Source organism: Amycolatopsis sp. NPDC058986 (assembly GCF_042741125.1).
Lineage (GTDB): Bacteria > Actinomycetota > Actinomycetes > Mycobacteriales > Pseudonocardiaceae > Amycolatopsis.
Genome location: NZ_JBHYJW010000025.1, coordinates 35,665 through 57,328, shown reverse-complemented (window position 1 = coordinate 57,328; position 21,664 = coordinate 35,665). Strand labels below are relative to the sequence as shown.

The 21,664-nt window shown below is 73.4% G+C and carries 4 protein-coding genes; 1 reads left to right on the top strand and 3 read right to left on the bottom strand.

The features are described from left to right. Positions 1–34: 34 nt before the first annotated feature. From ACFW0G_RS22395 to ACFW0G_RS22385, 3 genes are read right to left on the bottom strand one after another with little or no spacing between them, the layout of a single operon-like run. Positions 35–11,404, bottom strand: a complete 11,370-nt coding sequence (locus ACFW0G_RS22395) for an amino acid adenylation domain-containing protein (RefSeq protein WP_378327299.1) — start codon at positions 11,402–11,404, stop codon at positions 35–37. A gap of 23 nt (positions 11,405–11,427) precedes the next feature. Continuing rightward, the gene (locus ACFW0G_RS22390; RefSeq protein ID WP_378327298.1) at positions 11,428–12,693 is read right to left on the bottom strand and encodes a cytochrome P450; all 1,266 of its coding nucleotides are present in this window, start codon (positions 12,691–12,693) and stop codon (positions 11,428–11,430) included. A 32-nt stretch (positions 12,694–12,725) separates the two neighbouring features. Then, the gene (locus ACFW0G_RS22385; protein WP_378327297.1) at positions 12,726–14,081 is read right to left on the bottom strand and encodes a cytochrome P450; all 1,356 of its coding nucleotides are present in this window, start codon (positions 14,079–14,081) and stop codon (positions 12,726–12,728) included. 459 nt (positions 14,082–14,540) lie between these two features. Between ACFW0G_RS22385 and ACFW0G_RS22380 the strand changes: the two genes are divergently transcribed. Further along, positions 14,541–21,653, top strand: a complete 7,113-nt coding sequence (locus ACFW0G_RS22380) for a type I polyketide synthase (RefSeq protein WP_378327296.1) — start codon at positions 14,541–14,543, stop codon at positions 21,651–21,653. The last annotated feature ends 11 nt before the right edge of the window (positions 21,654–21,664 follow it).

The following is a 21,664-nucleotide window of genomic DNA, read 5'->3' as shown; positions in this document are numbered from 1 at the left end:
CCCCTTCGCCCCGACGGCATCTCACCGGAATTATTCACAATCGCTGTGAAGTGGGCATGCGGGTCTTCCCGGGAGCGGCGGCGATCTCGCGCAGCGCGCGTTCCAGCACCGGGCCGATCTCGCGCAGCGCCGCCGGCGAGGTCATCCCCAGGTGATCCGCCGCGACCTCGTACGATTCGGCTTCCTCCTCGAGATAGGGCCGCCAGACACCGGGGTCGAGCGGGCCGGACGGCTCGTCGGCGGCGAGGAAGTGCAGCGTGGTGACATTCACCCGTTCGTGGGTGAACTCGGTGATGATCCGCCGGTTGGCGCGCATCACGCGGATCATCCGCAGCAGTTGTTCCCCGGCCAGGCTCGCGAGCACGGTGCCGCTCGTCCCGGCCAGCTCCAGGAACCGCTCGCGGGTGAGCCCGTTCCGTTCCCCGGGCGGGACGGCGACGCCGAGCGCCTCGAGCAGCTGGACGTGGGCGAGTTCGTCCGGTACCTCGGCGCTCTGCCCTGTCGCCGCCCACAGCGCCGGTTCCGCCGGGGTCGTGTCGAGCAGGACGAGCAGCGCGACCTCGCGGCCGCGGCGCCGCAGCTCGGCGGCCAGCGCGTGCGCGATCATGCCGCCGAACGACCAGCCGAGGAGCTGGAACGCGCCATCGGGCTGGACCCTGGTGACCTCGTCGGCGTACTGGCCGACGAGCTGCTCGACCGAGGCCGGGAGTTCCGCGGAGTCGGTCAGGCCGCGTGTCTGCAGCCCGTACACCGGGAAGTCCGGGCCGAGATACCGGAGCAGCCCGGCGTAGGTCCAGCTCAGCCCGGTCACCGGGGGAACGCAGAACAACGGCGCGTGCTGCCCGCCGGTGCGCAGCGGCAGCAGCGTGCCGAGCGCGCCGGCGCTGAAATCGCCGCCGTCGAGCCGCTCGGCCAGCGCGGCGACGGTCGGCGCCTCGAAGAGAGCCTGCACCGGGAGTTCGACGCCGAGCACCGCGCGGATCCGCTCCGCCAGCTTCGTCACCAGCAGCGAATGGCCGCCGAGGTCGAAGAAACTGTCGTCGGCGCCGACGCCGCCGACACCGAGAACCTCGGCGAACAGTCCACAAAGGACATCTTCGCGCGGCGTTCGCGGCGCCCGGCCGGTGACGGACACGGCAGGGACGGGCAGCGCCCGGTGGTCGAGCTTGCCGTTCGTCGTCAGCGGTAGCCGGTCGAGCGCGACGAACGCCGCCGGGATCATGTATTCCGGCAGCCGTGTGGCGGCCAGTTCGCGCAGCGCGGCACCGTCCACGGCGCTGTCCGGGCCCGACGGTACGAAGTACGCGACGAGGCGGGCCGCGCCCGGGGTGTCCTCGCGGACCACCACGGCCGTCTGCGTGACGCCGGGATGCCCGGACAGCACGGACTCGATCTCGCCGAGTTCGACCCGGAATCCCCGGAACTTGACCTGGTTGTCGGCGCGCCCGGCGAACTCCAGCAGGCCGCGGGCGGTCCAGCGGCCGAGGTCACCGGTGCGGTACATCCGCGTGCCGGGCTCGCCGAAGGGGTCCGCCACGAACCGCGACGCGCTGGCCGCCGGCCTGCCGAGGTAGCCACGCGCGAGGCCGCTGCCCGCGACGTACAGTTCGCCGATCACGCCGGGCGGGACCGGACGCAGCCGCTCGTCGAGCACGTGGACGCGCTGGCCGCGGAACGGCCGCCCGATCGGGACGACACCGCGCGCGTCGTCCGGATGACAGCGGAACGTGGTGGCGCCGATGGTGACCTCCGTCGGCCCGTACCCGTTGAAGAACCGGTGGCCGCCGGACCAGTCCGCCGCCAGCCGCGGCGTGCAGACGTCGCCGCTCACCGTCAGCGTCGTGCCTTCGGGCAGGCTGCCCGGCCGCAGCCCGGACAGCACCGCGGGCGGCAGCGTCAGGTGGGTCAGGCGATGCTGTTCCGCGAACCGCGCCAGTTCGTCGCCGGTGATTGCCCGTGGCGGAGCGAGCACGAGCGTCCCGCCGCACAGCAGCGCGCCGAGGATGTCCCACAGCGAGGCGTCGAAGCTCGGCGAAACGAGTTGCAGGACCCGGTGCCCCGGCTCGACGGCGAGGGTTTCCCGGAGTTCCGCGAGCAGGTCCGGGATGCCTTCGTAGCTCAGCGGCACGCCTTTGGGGCGGCCGGTGGAGCCGGAGGTGTACACGACGTACGCGAGGTTGAGCGGCGACGGACGCTGGGGTGGCGCACCGGGTTCGCCGTCCTCGGCGTCCAGCAGGAGGACGGGAACGTCGTCAGGCAGGCGGCCGGCGAGATCCGTGGTGGTCACGACCAGCGCCGGGGCCGCGTCGGCGAGCAGGTAGGCCAGCCGTTCGTCCGGATAGGACGGATCGATCGGCAGGTACGCCCCGCCCGCCTTGACCGTGCCGAGGAACGCGGCGATCAGCTCGGCCGAGCGGGGCAGCGCGATCCCGGCGATCCGCTCCGGGCCGACGCCGCGCGCCGCGAGCCGTTCCGCCAGGCGTTCCGCCCGCGCGTCGAGCTCGGCGTAAGTCCACTCCACCGCGCCGTCGACCAGCGCGATCCCGTCGGGGGTGCGGGCCACCTGTGCCTCGAACAGCTCGGGCACCGTCGACGGCGTGGCGTGCGAAGCGCGTTCACGCCAGCGGGCCGCCATGGCTTCCCTGTCCTCCGGCGTCAGCAGGTCAACGGCGATCGGCTGGGCGGGATTCTCCGTCATGGCACGGAGAACGGCCGTCCAGCGGGTTGCCAGCGCGCTGACGGTCGCCGGGTCGAACAGGTCGGTGGCGTACTCGATCAGGCCGGTCATGCCTGCCGGCACACCGGATTCGTCGTGGGTCTCGGTCAGGCTCAGGAACAGGTCGAGCCGGGCGACGGCGGGCGTGGTGAAGTCGAGACGGCTTTCCAGCCCGGGGAACGCGAACCGCGCGCCCTCGGTGTTCTGCAACGCGAATGCGATCTGGAACACCGGATGGTGCGCCGTCGACCGTTGCGGGTTCAGCCGCTCGACGAGGTATTCGAACGGGACGTCCTGGTGTGCGTACGCGGCGAGGCTGGTCTCTCGCACTTGCGCGAGCAGTTCGGCGAAACTGGGGTCGCCGCTGGTGTCGGTGCGGATCACCAGTGTGTTGACGAACAGGCCGACGAGGTCGTCGAGCCGGTGCTCGACGCGACCGGCGACGGGGGAGCCGACGGCGATGTCGGTGCCCGCGCCGAGGCGGGTGAGCAGTGCGGCGAGGCTCGCGTGCAGCACCATGAACAACGTCACGTCATGCCTTCGCGCGAGAGCGAGCAGTGCGCGGTGCAGCTCGGCGTCGAGTCCGAAGTGGACGGTGTCGCCGGCGTACGAGGCGATGGCCGGGCGCGGCCGGTCGGCAGGCAGGCCGATCCGGTCGGGGAGACCCGCCAGCTGCCCCGTCCAGTACTCGAGTTGCCGGTACAGCGGGCTTTCCGGATCGTCGCCGGAGCCGAGGGCTTCCTGGTGCCAGAGCGTGTAGTCGGCGTACTGGACCGGCAGCGGTGCCCAGCCGGGAGCGGCGCCGTCGCGGCGGGCCGCGTAGGCGGTGCCGAGGTCACGAGCGAGCGGGGCCAGTGACCAGCCGTCGGCGGCGATGTGGTGCAGCACCAGGACGAGGATGTGCTCCCCGGGGCCGCTCGCCAGGAGTTCGGCGCGGACCGGCAGCTGGTTCGCGAGGTCGAACTCGTGGTGCGCGGCCGACTCGACCAGTGCTTCCACGGTGCCCGGAGCGGACCCGGTGGCGTCCCGGACCGTCAGGACCGGGACGGCGTCGGCGATCAGCTGCCGTGGTTCCCCGTCCACCTCGGGGAACATCGTGCGGAGCGCCTCGTGGCGCCCGGCGACGTCGGCCACGGCCCGCCGCAGGGCCGGGACGTCGAGCGGCCCGAGCAACCGGACCGCGAGCGGGATGTTGTACGTCGCCGAAGGCCCTTCCAACCGGGTGAGGAACCACAGGCGGCGCTGGGCGAACGACAGCGGGAGCGGTTCGGGCCGGTGTCGCGGGGCCAGCGGCGGCCGGGCGGGCCGGTCGTGGTCGAGATGCCGGACGAGACCCGCCACCGTCGGGGCGTCGAACAGCGCGCGGACGGGCAGTTCGACGTCCAGCGCAGCGCGGATCCGGCCGACCAGGCGGGTGGCGAGCAGCGAATGCCCGCCCAGGTCGAAGAAATCCTCGTCGACGCCGACCCGCGGCCGGTCGAGTACCTCGGCGAACAGCCCGCACAGCAGTGCCTCGCGCTCGCCGTCCGGCCCGTGCCCACTGTCCGAAGTGGACTCCGGGGCGGGCAGCGCTGGCCGGTCGAGCTTCCCATTGGCGGTGAGCGGCAGCCGGTCCAGCACGACCAGCGCCGAGGGCACGAGGTACTCGGGCAGCCGGTCGGCCAGGTGGGAACGCAGGCTCGCGAGGTCGGCGGCGTGGCCGGCTTCGGGCACCAGGTAGCCGGCGAGACGCCGTCCGGTCGTGTCCTCGCGCACCACGACGGCGGCCTGGGCCACCCCGGGCGCGGTGGCCAGCACCGCTTCCGCCTCGCCGGGTTCGACGCGGAACCCGCGGATCTTGACCTGATCGTCGGCCCGGCCCGCGAACTCCAGCTCGCCCGCCCGGTTCCAGCGCACCACGTCGCCGGTCCGGTACATGCGGGAACCGGGCGGCCCGAAGGGATCCGCGACGAACCGCGACGCGCTCACACCCGGCTGCCCGGCGTATCCGCGGGCGAGGCCGTGACCGCTGACGTACAGCTCCCCGGGTACCCCCGGTGGCACCGGCTCCAGCCGGGCGTCGAGCACCCGCAGGCCGGTGTCGTCCATCGGGCCGCCGATCGGGACGCCGTGTTCCGGTGGGCGGCGCACGAAATGCCGCGTCGCGAACACCGTCGTCTCGGTGGGTCCGTACCCGTTGACGACGGTCAGCCCGGGATGTGCCGCGAGCACCCGGCGTACGGCCGCCGCCGGGACGACGTCGCCACCGGTCCACACCTGAGCGACGTTCGCGAAGCAGTCCGGCCGTTCCTCGCTCATCAGGCCGAACAGGCCCGCGGTCAGCCACAGCGCGGTCACCCCGTGCCCGGCGATGTCCTCGGCGAGCACGGTGGTGTCCAGCGGCCCCCGCCTGCCGACGACAACCGTGCCACCGCGGAGCAGCGGCACCCACAGTTCGTACGTCGTCGCGTCGAACATCTGCGGTGAGTGCAGGAGGACCCGGCGATGCGCGTCGCCCCAGCACGTGTCCCGCGCGAGGCTCGTGACGGCGCGCTGAGGCACGACGACGCCCTTGGGCACGCCGGTGGAGCCGGAGGTGTAGAGCACGTAGGCCGTGTTGTCGCCGGTGACCCGCGACGGGAGTCCCGCCGCGGTGGGCTGGTCGGGGATTTCGAGGGCCCACACCGCGGCGGACGGAGCCAGCCGCCGTGCCCGGCCGGTTTCCCCCGCCGGGGCGACGATCGCCGAGACCCCGGAATCCGCGAGGAGGTGCCGCAGCCGCGCGTCGGGATGTTCCGGGGCGACCGGGACGTACGCGCCGCCCGCCTTCAGCACCCCGAGCACGACGGCGACCAGATCGGCCGAGAGGGGCATCAGGACGCCGACACGGTGTTCCGGGCCGACTCCGAGCGCGGCCAGTTCCCGCGCGACGTGGTTCGCCCGCGCGTCGAGCGCGCGGTAGGACAGGGTGCCGTCTTCGGACACGACGGCGTCGGCGTCCGGAGTGCGCTGTGCGTGCTCCTCGAACACCTCGGCCAGCGAAAGGCCGCCTGGCGACGTCGCGGGGCTGGTCAGCAGCCGGTGGTGTTCGGCGCGGGTGAGGAGCGCGGCCCGGCCGATCGGGCGGTCGGGATGGTCCACGAGGTCACGCAGCAGCCGGTGCCAGCGGGCGGTGAGCCCCTCGACGGTTTCGCGGTCGAACAGTGCGGTCGCGTATTCGGCGAAGCCGGAGATCCCGGCCGGCGCGCCCGCCGCGTCGAACGTCTCGGTGAGGTTGACGAACAGGTCGAACCGCGACACGGCGGCGGGAGCGAACGCGGCGCTGCTTTCCGTTCCGGGGAAGTCGAAGCGGGCCTCCTCGTTGTTCTGCAGCGCGAGCGAAACCTGGAACAGCGGGTGGTGCGCGGGTGAGCGCCGCGGGTTGAGCTTCTCCACCAGGTACTCGAACGGGAGGTCCTGGTGGGCGTAGGCGGCGAGGCCGGTTTCCCTTGCCCTGGCCAGCAGTTCGGTGAACGACGGGTCGCCCGAGGTGTCCGTCCGCAGGACGAGGGTGTTGACGAAGAACCCGACCAGCGCGTCGAGCGCGTCGTCGGTGCGGCCGGCGACCGGCGTGCCGATCGGGATGTCGGTGCCCGCGCCGAGACGGGTCAGCAGCGCGGCGAACCCCGCTTGCAGCACCATGAACAGCGTCGCGTCGTGGCGGCGGGCGAGGGTACGCAGTGCGCGGTGCAGCTCGGCGTCGAGTCCGAAGTGGACGGTGTCGCCCGCATACGACGCGGTGGCCTGCCGCGGCCGGTCGGCCGGCAGGTCGATGTGGTCGGGGAGACCGGCGAGCCGGTCCGTCCAGTACGCCAGCTGGTGGTGGAGAACGCTGCCGGGGTCCTTTTCGGACCCGAGGACTTCTCGTTGCCACAGCGTGTAGTCCGCGTACTGCACGGGCAGCGGCGGCCAGCCCGGCGCGACGCCGTCGAGGCGGGCGCGGTAGGCCGTGCCGAGGTCACGGGCCAGCGGCGTCAGCGACCAGCCGTCGGCGGCGATGTGGTGCAGCACCAGTACCAGAACCTGCTCCTCGCCGCGTACCAGCAGTTCGGCGCGGATCGGCAGCTCGGTGGCGAGCGCGAAGCCGCGGCTCGCGGCGGCGGTGATCGCGGAGGCGACGTCCTCGACCTCGCGCACCGTGAGCACCGGGACTGCCGGCACGACCCGTTGCGTCGCTTCGCCTGACGTCTCCGCGAAGACCGTGCGGAGGCTTTCGTGCCGCTCCGCGACGTCGGCCAGTGCGGCACGCAGCGCCTGGCGGTCGAGCGGGCCGGTCAGCCGCACGGCGAGCGGGACGTTGTACGTCGCCGACGGGCCTTCCAGCTGCGACAGGAACCACAACCGTTGCTGCGCGAAGGACAGCGGCACGGTTTCGTCGCGGGGGACCGGCTTCAGCGGTGGCCGGGCGACCTCGTCGCCGAGGTGGGGGGCGAGGCCCGCCACGGTCGGGTGATCGAACAGGTCGCGCACGGAGATCTCCGCGCCCAGCACCGTGCGGATCCGGCTGACCAGGCGGGTGGCGAGCAGGGAATGCCCACCCAGGTCGAAGAACCCGTCGTCGGCGCCGACCCTGGACAGGCCGAGCACCTCGGCGAACAGCCCGCAGAGCAGTTCCTCGCGGGGAGTGGCGGGCTGCCGCGAACCGCCCGCGGCGTCCTGGACGGGGGCGGGCAGCGCCCGCCGGTCGAGCTTGCCGTGCGCGCCCATCGGGAGCCGGTCGAGGACGACGAACGCCGAGGGGACCATGTAGTCCGGCAGCCGCTCGGCGAGGTAGCGGCCGAGGTGCCCGGTCAGCGCGCCGAGCTGGTGGGAGCGCGCCGGGTCGTTCGCGTACGAGGAGAGGGGGACGTCCGCGAGCGCGGGCGGCGGGAGGTCCGGGGCGGCAGGGCCCCGGGTGAAGACGTAGTCGGTCCGGCCGTTCGCGCCTGCCGACCAGCGCGCCGTGACGTGCCAGCCGAGCCGTTCACCGTGTTCGAACACGTCCTCCGGATCGGGGACTTCGGGCCCGGGCGAGGTGTTCAGCGCGTCCAGCGCACCGGTTTCGTCGGCCGACGCCCAGGCCCGTTCGGCCCGCATCTCCGTCCACACGCGACGGTCGGGGACGCCTTCCAGCCGTACCCGCCGTTCGTGCTCCGGTGGCCTCAGTTCGTCCAGAGTGGACACATCGGCGCCCCAGCGCAGCACGGTTTCGGCCGGTGGCGCGACCGGCGGGATCTTGTGCAGGACCGCCGCGTAGCGGTAGCGCGTAAGCTCGTTGTGCGCGCGGCCCCGCTTGAGCCGGATCCGGTAACCGCCGACGTCGCCGAGCCGGGCGCCGAGCGCGGCGAAGAACTCCGGATCGACGAGGAGTTCCTTCTCCAGCAACAGGCTCTGCTCGATGGTGCGCCGCAGCGCGACCCGGTCGCGGCCCCGCGCCGACCGCAGTTCCACCGCGGTGCGGAACACCCGGTTCAGCGCGCGCACCCGGACGTCGCCGACGTACACCGAGCCGCCGGGCGCGAGCACGCGGACGGCCGCGCGGAGGACCTCGGTCAGGTAGCCCGCGTTCGGGAAGTACTGGACGACCGAGTTGAGGACGATCGTGTCGAAGAAACCCGCCGGGATCCCGGTCCAGTCGTCGGCGGCCTGGTGCCGCAGGGTGACCCGGCCCGCCGGTTCCGTTTCGAGCCGGGTGCGCAGCGCGTCGATCGCCTCCGCCGAGAAGTCCGTTCCCCAGTACTCCTCGCAGCGCGGCGCGAGTTTCGCCAGCAGCAGTCCCGAGCCGACGCCGATTTCGAGGACCCGCCGCGGGGCGAGCGCGGCGATTTCGGCCACCGTGGTGTCCCGCCATTCGGTCATCTCGCCGAGCGGGATGGGCGCGCCGTCGTAGCTGGAGTTCCAGCCGGAGAAGTTCTCCCCGAGCGGGACGCGGTCCGCGTCCCGGTAGACGGAGGTGTAGATCTCCCGCCATTCGGCGACCTGGTGCCCGGGCAGCGCGGCGGGGGCCTCCCGGTCGCGCGGGACGACGTAGGCCACCAGCCGCTTGCCCGCGGCGCCGTCCTCCCGCACCACGACCGCCGCCTGCGCCACCTCCGGATGCCCGGTCAGCGCGGCCTCGATGTCGCCGGGTTCGATCCGGAACCCGCGGAGTTTCACCTGCTGGTCCACCCGGCCGACGAACTCCAGCGCGCCGTCGGGCCGCCAGCGCACGAGATCGCCGGTGGCGTACATCCGTTGTCCCGGCGGGCCGGACGGATCGGGCACGAACCGGGTGGCGGTCAGCCCGGGGGAGCGGGTGTAGCCGCGCGCGAGCCCGCCGCCCGCGAGATACAGCTGCCCGACCGCGCCGGGCGGCAGGAGGCGGAGCCGCTCGTCGAGTACGTAGCCGCGGGTGTTCTCCATCGGCTTCCCGATCGGCACCCCGTCCTCCGGCCGGTAGTCGCGGCCGAGCCGGTGAAAGGTGGCGAAGGTGGTGGTCTCGGTCGGGCCGTACACGCTGATCACCGACGTGCCGGGACAGCTGTCGAGCACCCGGCGGAACGCGCGTGGTGAGCCTGCCTCACCGCCGGTCCACACCTCGGCGAGCCCGGCGAAGCAGCCGGGGTCGTCCTCGGCGAGCATCCGGAACAGCCCGGTGGTCAGGAAGACCGCGGTGATCCGGCCGCCGCCCGCGTAGCGGCGCAGCAGGGCGGCGTCGACGTCGCCGGGCGCGAGCACGGCGCGGCCGCCGGACAGCAGCGGCACCCACATCTCGTAGGTGGAGGCGTCGAACGCGTGCGGGGAGTGCACCAGGATCCGCCGGTGCGCCTGCCCGGTCCACGTGCTGTCCGCAGCGAACTCGGCCACGGCGCGGTGGGTGACCTCTACGCCCTTCGGCGCGCCGGACGAGCCCGAGGTGTACATGACGTAGAGCAGCGAGTCCGGATCGATCTTTTGCGGGAGGGCGACTCCCGGCTCAGGCGGCTCGTCGGTGTCCGCGGCCAGCGCGCGGTGCTCGGCCACGACCTCGTGTGTGGCGGTCGTCCGGTCGACGAGCAGCAGCGGCGTCCGTGCGTCGGCCAGCACGCTCCGCAGGCGCGGCAAGGGATAACGCAGGTCGAGCGGGACGTACGTGCCGCCCGCCTTCGCCACCGCGAGCACCGCGACGATCAGCTCGGCCGACCGCCGCATCAGCACCGCGACCGGCGTCTCCGGCCGCACTCCCGCGGCCACGAGCCGCAGGGCGAGCCGGGTGGCCCGTGCGTCGAGTTCCGCGTAGGACAACGTTGTCCGCTCCGACTCGACGGCGGTTTCCCCCGGGGTCGCGGCCGCCTGCGCGGCGAACAGGTCCGGCAGGCTCGACGGCGGCACCGGCCGGGGCGCGCCGTGCCGTGCTGCCAGCAGCGCGCGGTCGGCGTCGTCGACCAGGTGCAGGTCGCCGACCCGGCCGCCGGCGCCGTGCTCGGCGATGGCAGTCAGCGTGCGCAGCAGCCGCTCGTGGTGGCGGTCGAGTTCGTGCCGCGAATAGCGGCCGGGGTGGGCGTCGGTGTCGAACCGCAAGCCGCCGTCCGCGGTGGGATAGCAGAGCACCGACAGGTCGTCGACCGGCATCAGCGAGCTGTTGCGCAGGTCCGCCGTGATCCCGGCGAAGGAGTACCGCGCCTGGAACGGCACGGAGTTGACGATCGGCCCGAAGAACGGCCCGCCGCCGTGCCGGACGAGGTCACGGCGGACGTCCTCGCCTCGGTACCGCTGGACCGCGATGGCGGCGCGCACCTCGGCCGACACCGCGCCGGCGAGCTCGGCCCAGGTCCGGCCGGGGTCGACGGCGACGCGGATCGGCACCACGGTGGAGGCCATCGTGGGCACCGTCCTGCCGAGCGGAGTGGCGCGCCCGGCCACCGCCATGCTCAGCAGCACGTCGTCGTCTCCGCGCATCCGCGCCAGGTAGGCCGCGGTCACCGTCAGGACGAGCCGGAACCAGCGGGTACCCGCGTCCGACGCGGCCCGCTCCAGCCCCGCGAACACCGACGGCGGCAGCGACGTGGTCCGGCGCACGACGTCGTGGGCCAGCCTGCCGCCCGCGGAGAGGTACGTCGGCCCGGAGATGCCGGCCAGCCGGTCCGCCCAGTACTTCCCGGCCTCGGCGAACTCGGCCGACTCCCGGTAGGCGGCGTCCTCGGCGAGGTAATCGCCGAAAGAGCCGAACGGGCTTTCGCCGGCGGGCTCCCCGGCGAGAAACCGGGTGTACAGCTGGGCGAGCCGTTCGCTGAACAGGTTCAGCCCGAAGCCGTCGATGACGATGTGGTGGAACCCGAGGTAACAGCGGAACCGGTGCGGGGAAAGGGCGAGCAGCGCGAAATCGGCCAATGGTCCACTGTGGAGGTTCCACGGCTCGGCCAGCCGCGCCCTGATCCACGCGTCGGCAGCGGCGTCCGGGTCGGGCGTGTCGCCGAATTCGACGAGCGGCAGCGCGACCTCCGCCGGTTCGTGGACGACCTGGCGGACGTCGTCCCCGGTTTCGGTGAAGGTGACACGCAGGCCGTCGGCCTCGGCGAGCGTACGGTTCAGCGCCCGGCGCAGGACGTCGTGGTCCACCGCGCCGTCGAGGTCGAGGTAGAGCCCCAGATGGTAGGCCGGGTTGCCGGGGTCGGCCCGGCTCGCGTGCCAGATCTCCCGCTGGGCGGCCGAAAGCGGTACAGGTGTGGTCAACGAGATCCCCCCTCGTCAAGCTGTTACAGGCGCAGCGGCAGCGCGGCCAGCCTGCGCATGCCCGGATGTGGTTGCTGCCATACGAGTTCGGACTCCTCGACGGCGAGCGCGAGGTCCGGGTACTTCCGCAGCAGCGCGCCGAACGCGACCTCGCCCTCTTCCCTGGCCAGCCCGGCACCGAGGCAGTAGTGCGGCCCGTGGCTGAAGCCGACGTGCTGCTCGCCGCGGAACTCGTAGGTACGGGTGATGTCCAGCCGGTCCGGTTCGGGGAACCGCCGCGGATCCCGGTTGGCGCCGGGCAGGATCGCCATCACCCGCTCGCCCGCGGCGATCGGCACCCCGCCGAGGTCGAGGTCGACCGTGGCGTGCCGCGGCCGGGTCAGCATGACCGGCGTGCACCACCGCATCAGCTCGTGGATCGCCTTCGGCAGCAGCGAGAGGTCCGAGCGCAGCAGGGAAAGCTGGTCGGGATGGGTGAGCAGCGCGGCGGTGCCGGTGCCGATCAGGTACGACGTCGTCTCGTGCCCGGCGACACCGAGGTCGAGCAGCAGCATGACCAGCTCGGTGTCGCTGAGCCGGTCGCCGTCCTCGTCCTGGGCGCGGATCAGCGCGTCGATCAGGTCGTCGCCGGGCTCGGCCCGGCGCCGCGCGACGAGCTCCCCGATCTGCCCGACCATCGCGCGCATCGCCTCGGCGAGCGTCATCGCGCCGGGCTTCACGTGCCACATCGCCGCGTGGCTCCATTCGAGCCACAGTGGACGGTCGGCCTCCGGGACGCCGATCAGGTCGCAGATCACCGTCAGCGGCAGCGGGTGCGCGAAGTGCTCGATGAGGTCGACTACGCCGTTCTCGGCGTGTTCCGGGAGCGCGTCGAGCAGTTCCTCGGTGGCTTTCTCGATCCGGGGCCGCAGTTCCGCGATGCGCCGCGCGGTGAACGCACGCGACGCCAGCTTCCGCAGCCGGGGATGGCCCGGCGAGTCGAGCTCGGCCATGCTGGCGCTCAGGTACGGGCGGACGATCTCCTCGTCGATGCCGATCGCCACCATGCCCTCGACACGGCGGTCGGGCACCGCGCCGCCGGGCACCGACGCCGGGTTCACCACGAACCGCGGGTCGTCGAGGATGGTGCGGACCTCGGCGTCCCGGACGAACATCCAGCACGGCTCGCCGTCGATGAAGGTGCCCTTCACCGCGGGCCCCGCCTCGCGCAGCCGCGCCGTCGTGGCGTACGGGTCGGCTTGGAATTCCGGCCCCAGCAAGGAAAAGGTGGACTCCGGCGTGGTGGTCATGGTGCTCTCCGTCTCCGGTTCCCGCGCGGGGTTCATGTCTCTTGGCGCGCGTGGCGGCCCAGCCGCAGCCGGACCGCATCCGGGCGCAGGGACGCCTTGACCGCGGGCCGCACCACGGCGCCGGGCTCGGGGCGCAGCCGCCAGGTGCCGAGGATGCGGGCCAGCGCGATGGCCGACTCGGTGTGCGCGAACTCGTCGCCGATGCACTTGCGGCTGCCGCCGCCGAAGGGCACGTAGCCGCCCTTGGGCAGGTGGTCGGACGCGCCGGGCAGCCAGCGGTCCGGCCGGAACTCGTGCGGTTCGGGGTAGAGGTCGGGCCGGTGGTGGATGACGTACGGGCTGTAGAAGAGGTTCGACCCTTCGGGAAGCCGCTGGCCAAGCACCTTGGACTCGGTGCGCAGCCGCCGGTGGAAGATCCACACCGGCGGGTACATGCGCAGGGCCTCGGTGAGCACGCGGCGGGTCAGGGCGAGCTTGCCGACGTCGGCGAGGCCGATGTTCTCGCCGGGCAGCGCACGCGCCTCCTCGCGGATGCGGTCCTGCAGGTCCTCGTCGCCCGAGACCAGGTGCAGCGCCCAGGCCAGCAGGCTGGCCGTGGTCTCGGTGCCCGCCATGAACACCGTCAGCACCTGGGCGTGCACCTCCTCGTCGGTGAGCGCGTCGCCGTGTTCGTCGGTGCTCTCCAGCAGCATGGACAGCATGTCGCCGTGGTCGCGGCCGCTGCGGCGGTAGTCGGCGATCAGGTCGGTGACGGTCCGGTTCATCCGCGCGATCGAGGCGTCGAAGCGCCGCCCGGTCGCGGTCGGGACCCAGCCGAGCCCGGACATGCGCGCGAACAGCTTGTGCCGTGCGCCGTCCATGATGTTCGTGAGGTCCTCGCGGACCTGGGCGACCGTCCGTTCGCCGAGCGAGGAGCTGAACATCGTGCGCGCGGTGACCCGCATCGCCAGCCGCTGCATCTCGCCGACGCCGTCGAGGACCCGGTCTTCGGACCAGGACTCCGACACCGCGCGGATCTCGGTGTCCATCAGCGCGGCGTACTGGTCGAGGCGCTGATGGTGGAACACCGGCTGGACGAGCCTGCGCTGCCGTTTGTGCGGCTCGTGCGGGGCGACCACCAGCCCGTCCTGGACGATCAGCCGGGTCGCCTCGTCGAAGGTGCCGCCCTTGTCGAACGTGCGGCCGTCCTGCAGCACGTGGTGGGTCAGCTCGGGGTCGCACAGCATCCACACCCGCACCGTGCCCAGCCGTAGCCGCACGAGATCGCCGTATTTCGGCAGGCTTTCCAGAAAGCCCAGCGGATCCCGCCACAGCCGGACGATATGCCCGAGGCCGCCCCAGGAGCCTGGAATGGTATCCAGTGTGTAATTGCGGTCTTTCCCGCGCACGACCGCCTCCGATCAAGGATTTGACACGGCGGCGAGTGTAGCGAAGACGCGGCGGGTCGTCGAGTTTCGGAAAGCGCTTAATTCATTACCCGGTCAAGTCTTCCGCCCGCCGGGCGGGTAAGTCCGGTGTGTGCCGGAGCGGTCGCTGGGCTGTCCGGATGAAATCCGGCCGGGCGGCTTGTCTTGATCCACATCCGGTGCCTATCGTCGGGTGATCGTGCTGGGGGTGGATAATTTCCCGCATGTGGGCGGGGTTTGCTTGTCCGGCAACGAGGCTGGTATGGTGCGGCTGAGGCCGTAGGTGGGGCGGCACTCGGGCGGTGCCGGGTCGTGGCATCGCTGGGGGGTTTGGTGACAAGTTGTCCTTCCTCTGGCGCGCCGTTCGCGGTGTGACATTTTTTGTCATACCTCGTGGGGGAAAGGAATGTCATCAATGCGTTTCGCGAGTTGCTGATCCCGATGTCGACGAGTGGTGACGACGACGATCCGATCGCCGTTGTCGGCATTTCCTGCCGATTTCCCGGCGCACGCGGACCGGCGGAATTCTGGCGTTTGCTCCGCGCGGGTGCGGACGCGGTTTCCGAAGTGCCGGGGGAACGGTTTCCCGAGAGTTCGCTCGCCGGTGCCGGATTGACCGCCGAACAGGCGAGCGCGGTCCGGTACGGCGCATTTCTCGACCGGGTCGACGAGTTCGACGCCGGGTTCTTCGGCGTCTCCCCCCGGGAGGCCGCCGCGATGGACCCGCAGCAGCGGCTCGCGCTCGAACTGGGCTGGGAGGCGCTGGAGGACGCGGGCCTCGGTCCCGCCGCGCGGCGGGAGCGCACCGGAGTCTTCGTCGGCGCCGCCTCCGGCGACTACGCCGTGCTGCTCGACCGGCTCGGCGCCGCGGCCAGGACGGCGCACACCTTCACCGGCACCCAGCGTGGCGCGATCGCCAACCGGCTGTCGTACTTCCTCGGCCTGTCCGGCCCCAGCTACGCCGTGGACGCCGGGCAGTCCTCCTCGCTGGTCGCCGTCCACCTGGCCGCCGAGAGCCTCCGGCGCGGGGAGTGCGCGCTCGCGCTCGCCGGCGGGGTCCAGCTGAACCTCCTGCCGGATAACGCGTTCGCCGCCGCCCGGTTCGGCGCGTTGTCGCCCAGCGGCCGGTGCCGCACCTTCGACGCGGCGGCCGACGGCTTCGTCCGGGGCGAGGGCGGCGGGCTGGTGCTGCTCAAGCCGCGCTCGCGGGCGCTCGCCGACGGCGACCCGATCCACTGCCTGCTGCGCGGCAGCGCGGTCAACAACGACGGCGGCGGCGACGCCTTCGCCGTGCCGGACGGCGCGGCACAGCAGGAGGTCCTGCGGCTCGCGTACGAGCGGGCGGGACTGGACCCGGCCCTCGCGGGGTACGTGGAACTGCACGGCACCGGGACGAGGGTCGGCGACCCGATCGAGGCCGCGGCGCTCGGCGGGGTGCGCGGCCGCCGGTGCCCGCCGCTGCGGGTCGGTTCCGTCAAGACCAACCTCGGGCACCTGGAGGCCGCGGCCGGGATCGCCGGGCTGCTGAAGACCGTGCTGTGCCTGAAGAACCGGCTGCTGGTGCCCAGCCTCCACTTCACCACCCCGAACCCGGCGATCCCGCTCGACGAGCTGAACCTGCGGGTCTGCACCGAGACGGCCGGATGGGACGGTACCGACGGCGAGCGCGTCGCCGGGGTCAGCTCCTTCGGCGTCGGCGGCACGAACTGTCACGTCGTCCTGTCCGACGCGGCGCCCGTTCCAGCACCGGTGAGCCCGGCGCGCGAACCCGCCGGAGTGCTGCCCTGGGTAGTGTCCGCTGCCTCCGCCGGGGCGCTGCGAGCCCAGGCGGGCCGGTTGCGCGAGGTCGTGCGCGAGGACCCGCGTGACGTCGCTCTCTCGCTGGCCACCACCCGTACCCCGTTGCCCGTGCGCGCGGTGCTGATCGCCGGGGACCGGGCCGGGTTCGAAGACGCGCTCGACGCCGTCGAGCGGGGCGAGCCGCATCCCGCGGTGGCCGGCGGGGTGGCGGGGGACGCCGGGCGGATCGCGTTCGTCTTCCCCGGCCAGGGCTCGCAGTGGGCCGGGATGGCCGCCGGGCTGCTGGACACCTCGCCGGTGTTCGCCGCGGAGATCGCCCGCTGCGCCGCGGCCCTGGAGTCCTATGTGGACTGGTCGCTCGTCGAGGTGCTGCGGGACGGCGAAAGCGTGCTCGACCGCGTCGAGGTCGTCCAGCCCGCGTTGTGGGCGATGATGATCGGGCTGGCGGCACAGTGGCGCGCGTTCGGGGTGCGTCCCGAGGCGGTGGCCGGCCACTCCCAGGGCGAAATCGCCGCGGCGTACGTGGCGGGCGCCTTGTCACTGGAGGACTCCGCGAAGATCGTCGCCCTGCGGTCGCGGGCGCTGACCGCGATCGACGGCACCGGCGCGATGGCCGGGATCGAGCTGCCCGCGGCCGAGGTACGGGCCGCCATCGGCGGTTCGCTCACCGTGGCCGCCGAGAACGGTCCGTCCTCGACCGTGGTCGCGGGCCCGCCCGGTGACGTGCGCGGATTCGTCGCGGCGTGCACCGAGCGCGGTGTCCGTGCCCGGCTGATCCCGGTCGGGTACGCGTCGCACACCGAAGCCGTCGACGACCTGCGTGAGGCGTTGCTGCGCGAACTCGCCGACGTACGGCCGCGGTCGTCGGAGATCCCGTTCTACTCCACGGTCACCGGCACGGTGCTCGACACGGCGGGACTGGACGCGGAGTACTGGTTCCGGAACCTCCGGCGGCCGGTGCTGCTGCGCCCGGCGACCGAACTGCTGGCCGCACACGGGTTCCGCACGTTCGTGGAGGTCAGCGCGCATCCGGTGCTGACCACGGCGCTCCAGGGGGCGCACGGGGACGCCCCGGTCACGGTCGCCGGCACCCTGCGGCGCGGTGAGGGTGGGCGGCGGAGGCTGCTGACGTCGCTCGCCGAACTCCACGTCCGCGGGGTCGACGTCGACTGGTCCGCCGGACTGGATTTCGCCGGCGCCCGCCGGATTCCCTTGCCCGCCTATGCCTTCCAACGCCGCCGGCACTGGCTCGGCGCCGACGCGGCGCCGTCCGCGCCGTCGCCGTCGCCCGGTACGGACGCGCTGGGCCTGGTCCGCGCCACGGCGGCGGCCGTGCTCGGCCATCCCGGCCCGGCGGCGGTCGATCCGGCGCTGACGTTCAAGGCGCTCGGCTTCGACTCGGTCGCGGTCGCCGACCTCGCGAACCGGCTGAGCGGCACCCTCGGCAGACCGCTGTCGCCCGCGGCCGTGTTCGACCATCCGACCCCGGAACTCCTCGCCGCGTCACTCGGCGAACCGCCCCGTGTTGCGGCCGCGCGCACCCGGCCCGCCGACGGCGAGGCCGTCGCGATCGTCGGGATGGCCTGCCGCCTGCCGGGCGGGGCCGACTCGCCGGACCGGCTGTGGGACCTGGTGTCGCGGGGCGACGACGTGATCGGCCCGTTCCCCGGGGACCGCGGCTGGGATCTCGCCGCGCTGCACGATCCCGATCCCGACCGGCCCGGCAGCAGCCACACGCGGTCCGGCGGGTTCCTCGACGACATCGCCGGGTTCGACCCGGAGTTCTTCGGCATCGCCCCGCGCGAGGCGCTCGCGATGGACCCCCAGCAGCGCGTGCTGCTGGAAACCGCATGGGAGGCCTTCGAACACGCCGGTGTCGACCCGCACGCGCTGCGCGGCGCGCCGGTCGGGGTGTTCGTCGGTGGCGGGGCCGGGGACTACGGGCCGCGGCTGCACGAAGGCGGGGAGGACGATTCGGGCTACCTGCTGACCGGCACCGCCGCGGGTGTCCTGTCCGGCAGGCTGGCTTACACCTTTGGGCTCGAAGGTCCCGCGCTCACCGTCGACACCGCCTGTTCCTCGTCGCTGGTGGCGACGCACCTGGCCGTGCGCGCGCTCCGGGCGGGGGACTGCGATCTGGCGCTCGCGGGCGGGGTGACGCTGATGCCGACGCCGGGGATCTTCGTCGAGTTCAGCAGGCAGCGCGGGCTGGCCCCGGACGGCCGGTCGAAGGCCTATGCCGCGGCCGCGGACGGCACCAGCTGGGCCGAAGGCGCCGGGATGCTGCTGGTCGAACGGCTGTCGGACGCGCGAAGGCACGGGCACCGGGTGCTCGCCGTGATCCGTGGCTCCGCGATCAACTCCGACGGCGCGAGCAACGGCCTCACCGCGCCCAGCGGGCTCGCCCAGCAGCGGGTGATCACCGGCGCGCTGGCCGACGCCGGGCTCACCGCCGCCGAGGTCGGCGCGGTCGAAGGGCACGGCACCGGAACCGCGCTCGGCGACCCGGTCGAGGCGCGGGCACTCCTGGCGACCTACGGGCAGGCCCATCGCGGGGAGGAACCGATGTGGCTCGGGTCGCTGAAGTCCAACCTCGGCCATGCCCAGGCCGCGGCGGGCGTGGCCGGGGTGATCAAGATGGTCCAGGCGCTCCGGCACCGGAAGCTCCCGGCGAGCCTGCACATCGACGCGCCTTCGTCCCATGTGGACTGGACATCCGGCGGGCTGCGCCTGCTGACCGAGGCCCGTGACTGGGAGTCCGGGCGTCCGCGCCGCGCGGGTGTCTCCTCGTTCGGGATCAGCGGGACCAACGCGCATCTGATCCTCGAAGAGGGCGACGGCGAAGAGCGGCGGGCGAACGGTGAGGCGGGTCCCGTGCCCTGGCTGGTTTCGGCCGCGACGCCGGAAGCCCTGCGGGCGCAGGCGAAACGGCTACGCGAGTTCGTCGCGGGGAACCCGGACGTGAGTGCCGCCGACGTCGGGCTGTCCCTCGCGACGACCAGGGCCCGGCTCGCCTGCCGGGCCGTCGTCACGGGCGCGGACCGTGACGAGCTGCTCGCGGCGCTCGCCGCTGTGGAATCCGGCGACGAACCTCCGCGGCGGCGCGCGGACGGTGGCCGTGCGTTCCTGTTCGCCGGGCAGGGCGCGCAGTACCCGGACATGGGCCGGGCGCTCGCGGCGGGTTCCCCGGTGTTCGCGGCGGCCTTCGACGAGGTGTGCGCGCAGCTGGACGGGCAGCTGCCGAAACCGCTGCGCGAGGTGGTCTTCGGGGCGGGCGCCGAGCTGCTCGACCGCACCGAGTTCGCCCAGCCCGCGCTGTTCGCGCTGGAGACGGCGCTGTTCCGGCTGCTCGAACACCACGGCGCGAGGCCGGACGTGCTGGCGGGACATTCGATCGGCGAGATCACCGCCGCGCACGTGGCGGGGGTGTTCACCCTGCCGGACGCCTGCGCGCTGGTCGCGGCGCGGGGCAGGCTGATGCAGGCGGCGCCGTCCGGCGGCGCGATGGCCGCCGTCCGCGCGGACGAGGACGAGGTGCTGGCCGTCATCGGCGCGGTGGTCCCCGGCCGGGTGTGCCTGGCGGCGGTGAACGGGCCCGCGTCGGTGGTCGTGTCGGGCGACGCGGACGCGATCGGCCTGCTGGGCGGGTACTTCGCCGCGCAGGGCCGGGACTTCAAGCGGCTCCGGGTCAGCCACGCCTTCCATTCGTCCCATATGGACAGTGCACGCGGCGGCCTGCTGGCCGTCCTCGAGGGAATGTCCTTCCACGAGCCCGAAATCCCGATCGTGTCGACGGTGACCGGGCGGGAGGCGACACCCGGGCAGCTGTCCTCACCGGACTACTGGGCCGATCAGCTCCGCCTGCCGGTGCGTTTCGCCGACGCGGTCGCGACGCTCGGCGAGCGGGGCGTCACGACGTTCCTCGAACTCGGCCCGGACGGCACGCTGACCTCGATGCTGCCGGACCTGGCGTGCGTGCCGGTCCTGCGGCGCGACCGGCCCGCGGTGACCGAGGCGCTCGGGCATCTGCTGCTCGGCGGCGCCGCGCTCGACCCGGCGACCGTGTTCCCCGGCGGGCGCCGGGTGGAGCTGCCCACCTACGCCTTCCAGCGCCGCCGGTTCTGGCGCGAGGGCCCGGTGCGGGCCCCGGGATCGCTGTTCCGGCTCGGCTGGGCCGAGGTACCCGCCCCGGCGGCGTCCGGAGCGGCCGGTTCCGTGGTCCGCGTAGCCGAGGGTGGCGCGGCGGTGGTCGAGTCCGCGCACGCGGAAGCCCGCCGGGTGCTGGAACTCGTCCGGGAACGGCTTGCCGGGGACCGGACGGGCCCCCTCGTCGTCGTCACCCGGGGTGCCGTCGCCACCGCGGACGAGGACGTCGATCCGGCGCAGGCACCGGTCTGGGGCCTGTTGCGGTCGGCCCAGTCGGAGTTCCCCGGCCGGTTCGTCCTCGTCGACGCCGACAGCGAGGTGACGTCCGCGGAGCTGGGCCGCGCGCTGGGCACCGGCGAACCGCAGCTCGCCCTGCGCGACGGCCGGATTCTCGTGCCCCGCCTGGCGGAAGCGGAGGCCGGCGACAACGGCCGTCCGTCCTTCGGGACCGGCACCGTGCTCGTCACCGGCGGTACCGGCGTGCTCGGCGCGACGCTGGCTCGTCACCTCGTCACCGAACACGGTGTCCGGCGGCTGCTGCTGACGGGCAGGCGGGGCGCGGACGCCGAAGGCGCCGCCGCGTTGTGCGCCGAACTCGCCGCGCTCGGCGCCGATGTGCGCGTCGAGGCCTGCGACGTCGCGGACCGCGCCCGGCTGGCGGCGGTCCTCGACACCATTCCGCCGGACCGGCCGCTGAGCGCGGTCGTCCACGCCGCGGGGGTACTGGACAACGCGCTGGTGCCGGACCTGGCACCCGGCCGGCTGGGCCCGGTGCTCGCCCCGAAGGTCGACGGCGCCTGGAACCTGCACGAACTGACCGCGGGGCTCGACCTCGCCGCGTTCGTGCTGTTCTCCTCGACGGCGGGCCTGCTCGGCCACGAGGGCATGGCGAACTACGCGGCGGGCAACGCGTTCCTCGACGCGCTGGCCTGGCACCGCCGCGCCCTCGGCCTGCCCGCGACGTCGCTGGCCTGGGGCCTGTGGGCCGCGGAAAGCGCGATGACCGGGCATCTGGGCGGCGCCGACCTGGAGCGGCTCGGCCGCTGGGGCATCAGCCCGCTGCTCCCGGCCCGCGCGCTCGCGTTGTTCGACTCGGCGGTGGCCTCGGGCGAGGCCGTCCTGGCCCCGATCGCACTCGACCCCGGCCGCCTGCGGGCGGGGGACGGGCTGCCCGCGCCGTTGCGGGGTCTCGCGGGCGGCCCCGCTGTCGAGTCCACTGTGGACACCGCGTGGGCGGTGGATCCGGCCTCCCTGTCCGCCGAGGAGCTGGAGCGGGAGCTGACCAGGATGGTGCGTGCACAGACCGCCGTCGTGCTCGGCCACGAGGAGCCCGCCCGTGTCCCGCTCGACGCGGCGTTCAAGGACCTCGGATTCGGTTCGCTCGCCGCGGTCCAGCTGCGGGGCAGGCTGACCGCCGCGACCGGGTTCCCGCTGCCCGCCACGCTCGTTTTCGACCACCCTTCCCCGGCCGCGGTGGTGCGGTACCTGCGGCGGCTGGCCGCCCCGGAGCCCGCCCCCGCCCTCGCGGCAGGGGACGGGGACCCGCTCGACGGGATGGACGCCATGAGCCTGGTGCGCATGGCGCTGGACACCGAACTTTCCGACTGAGGAGCTTGCCG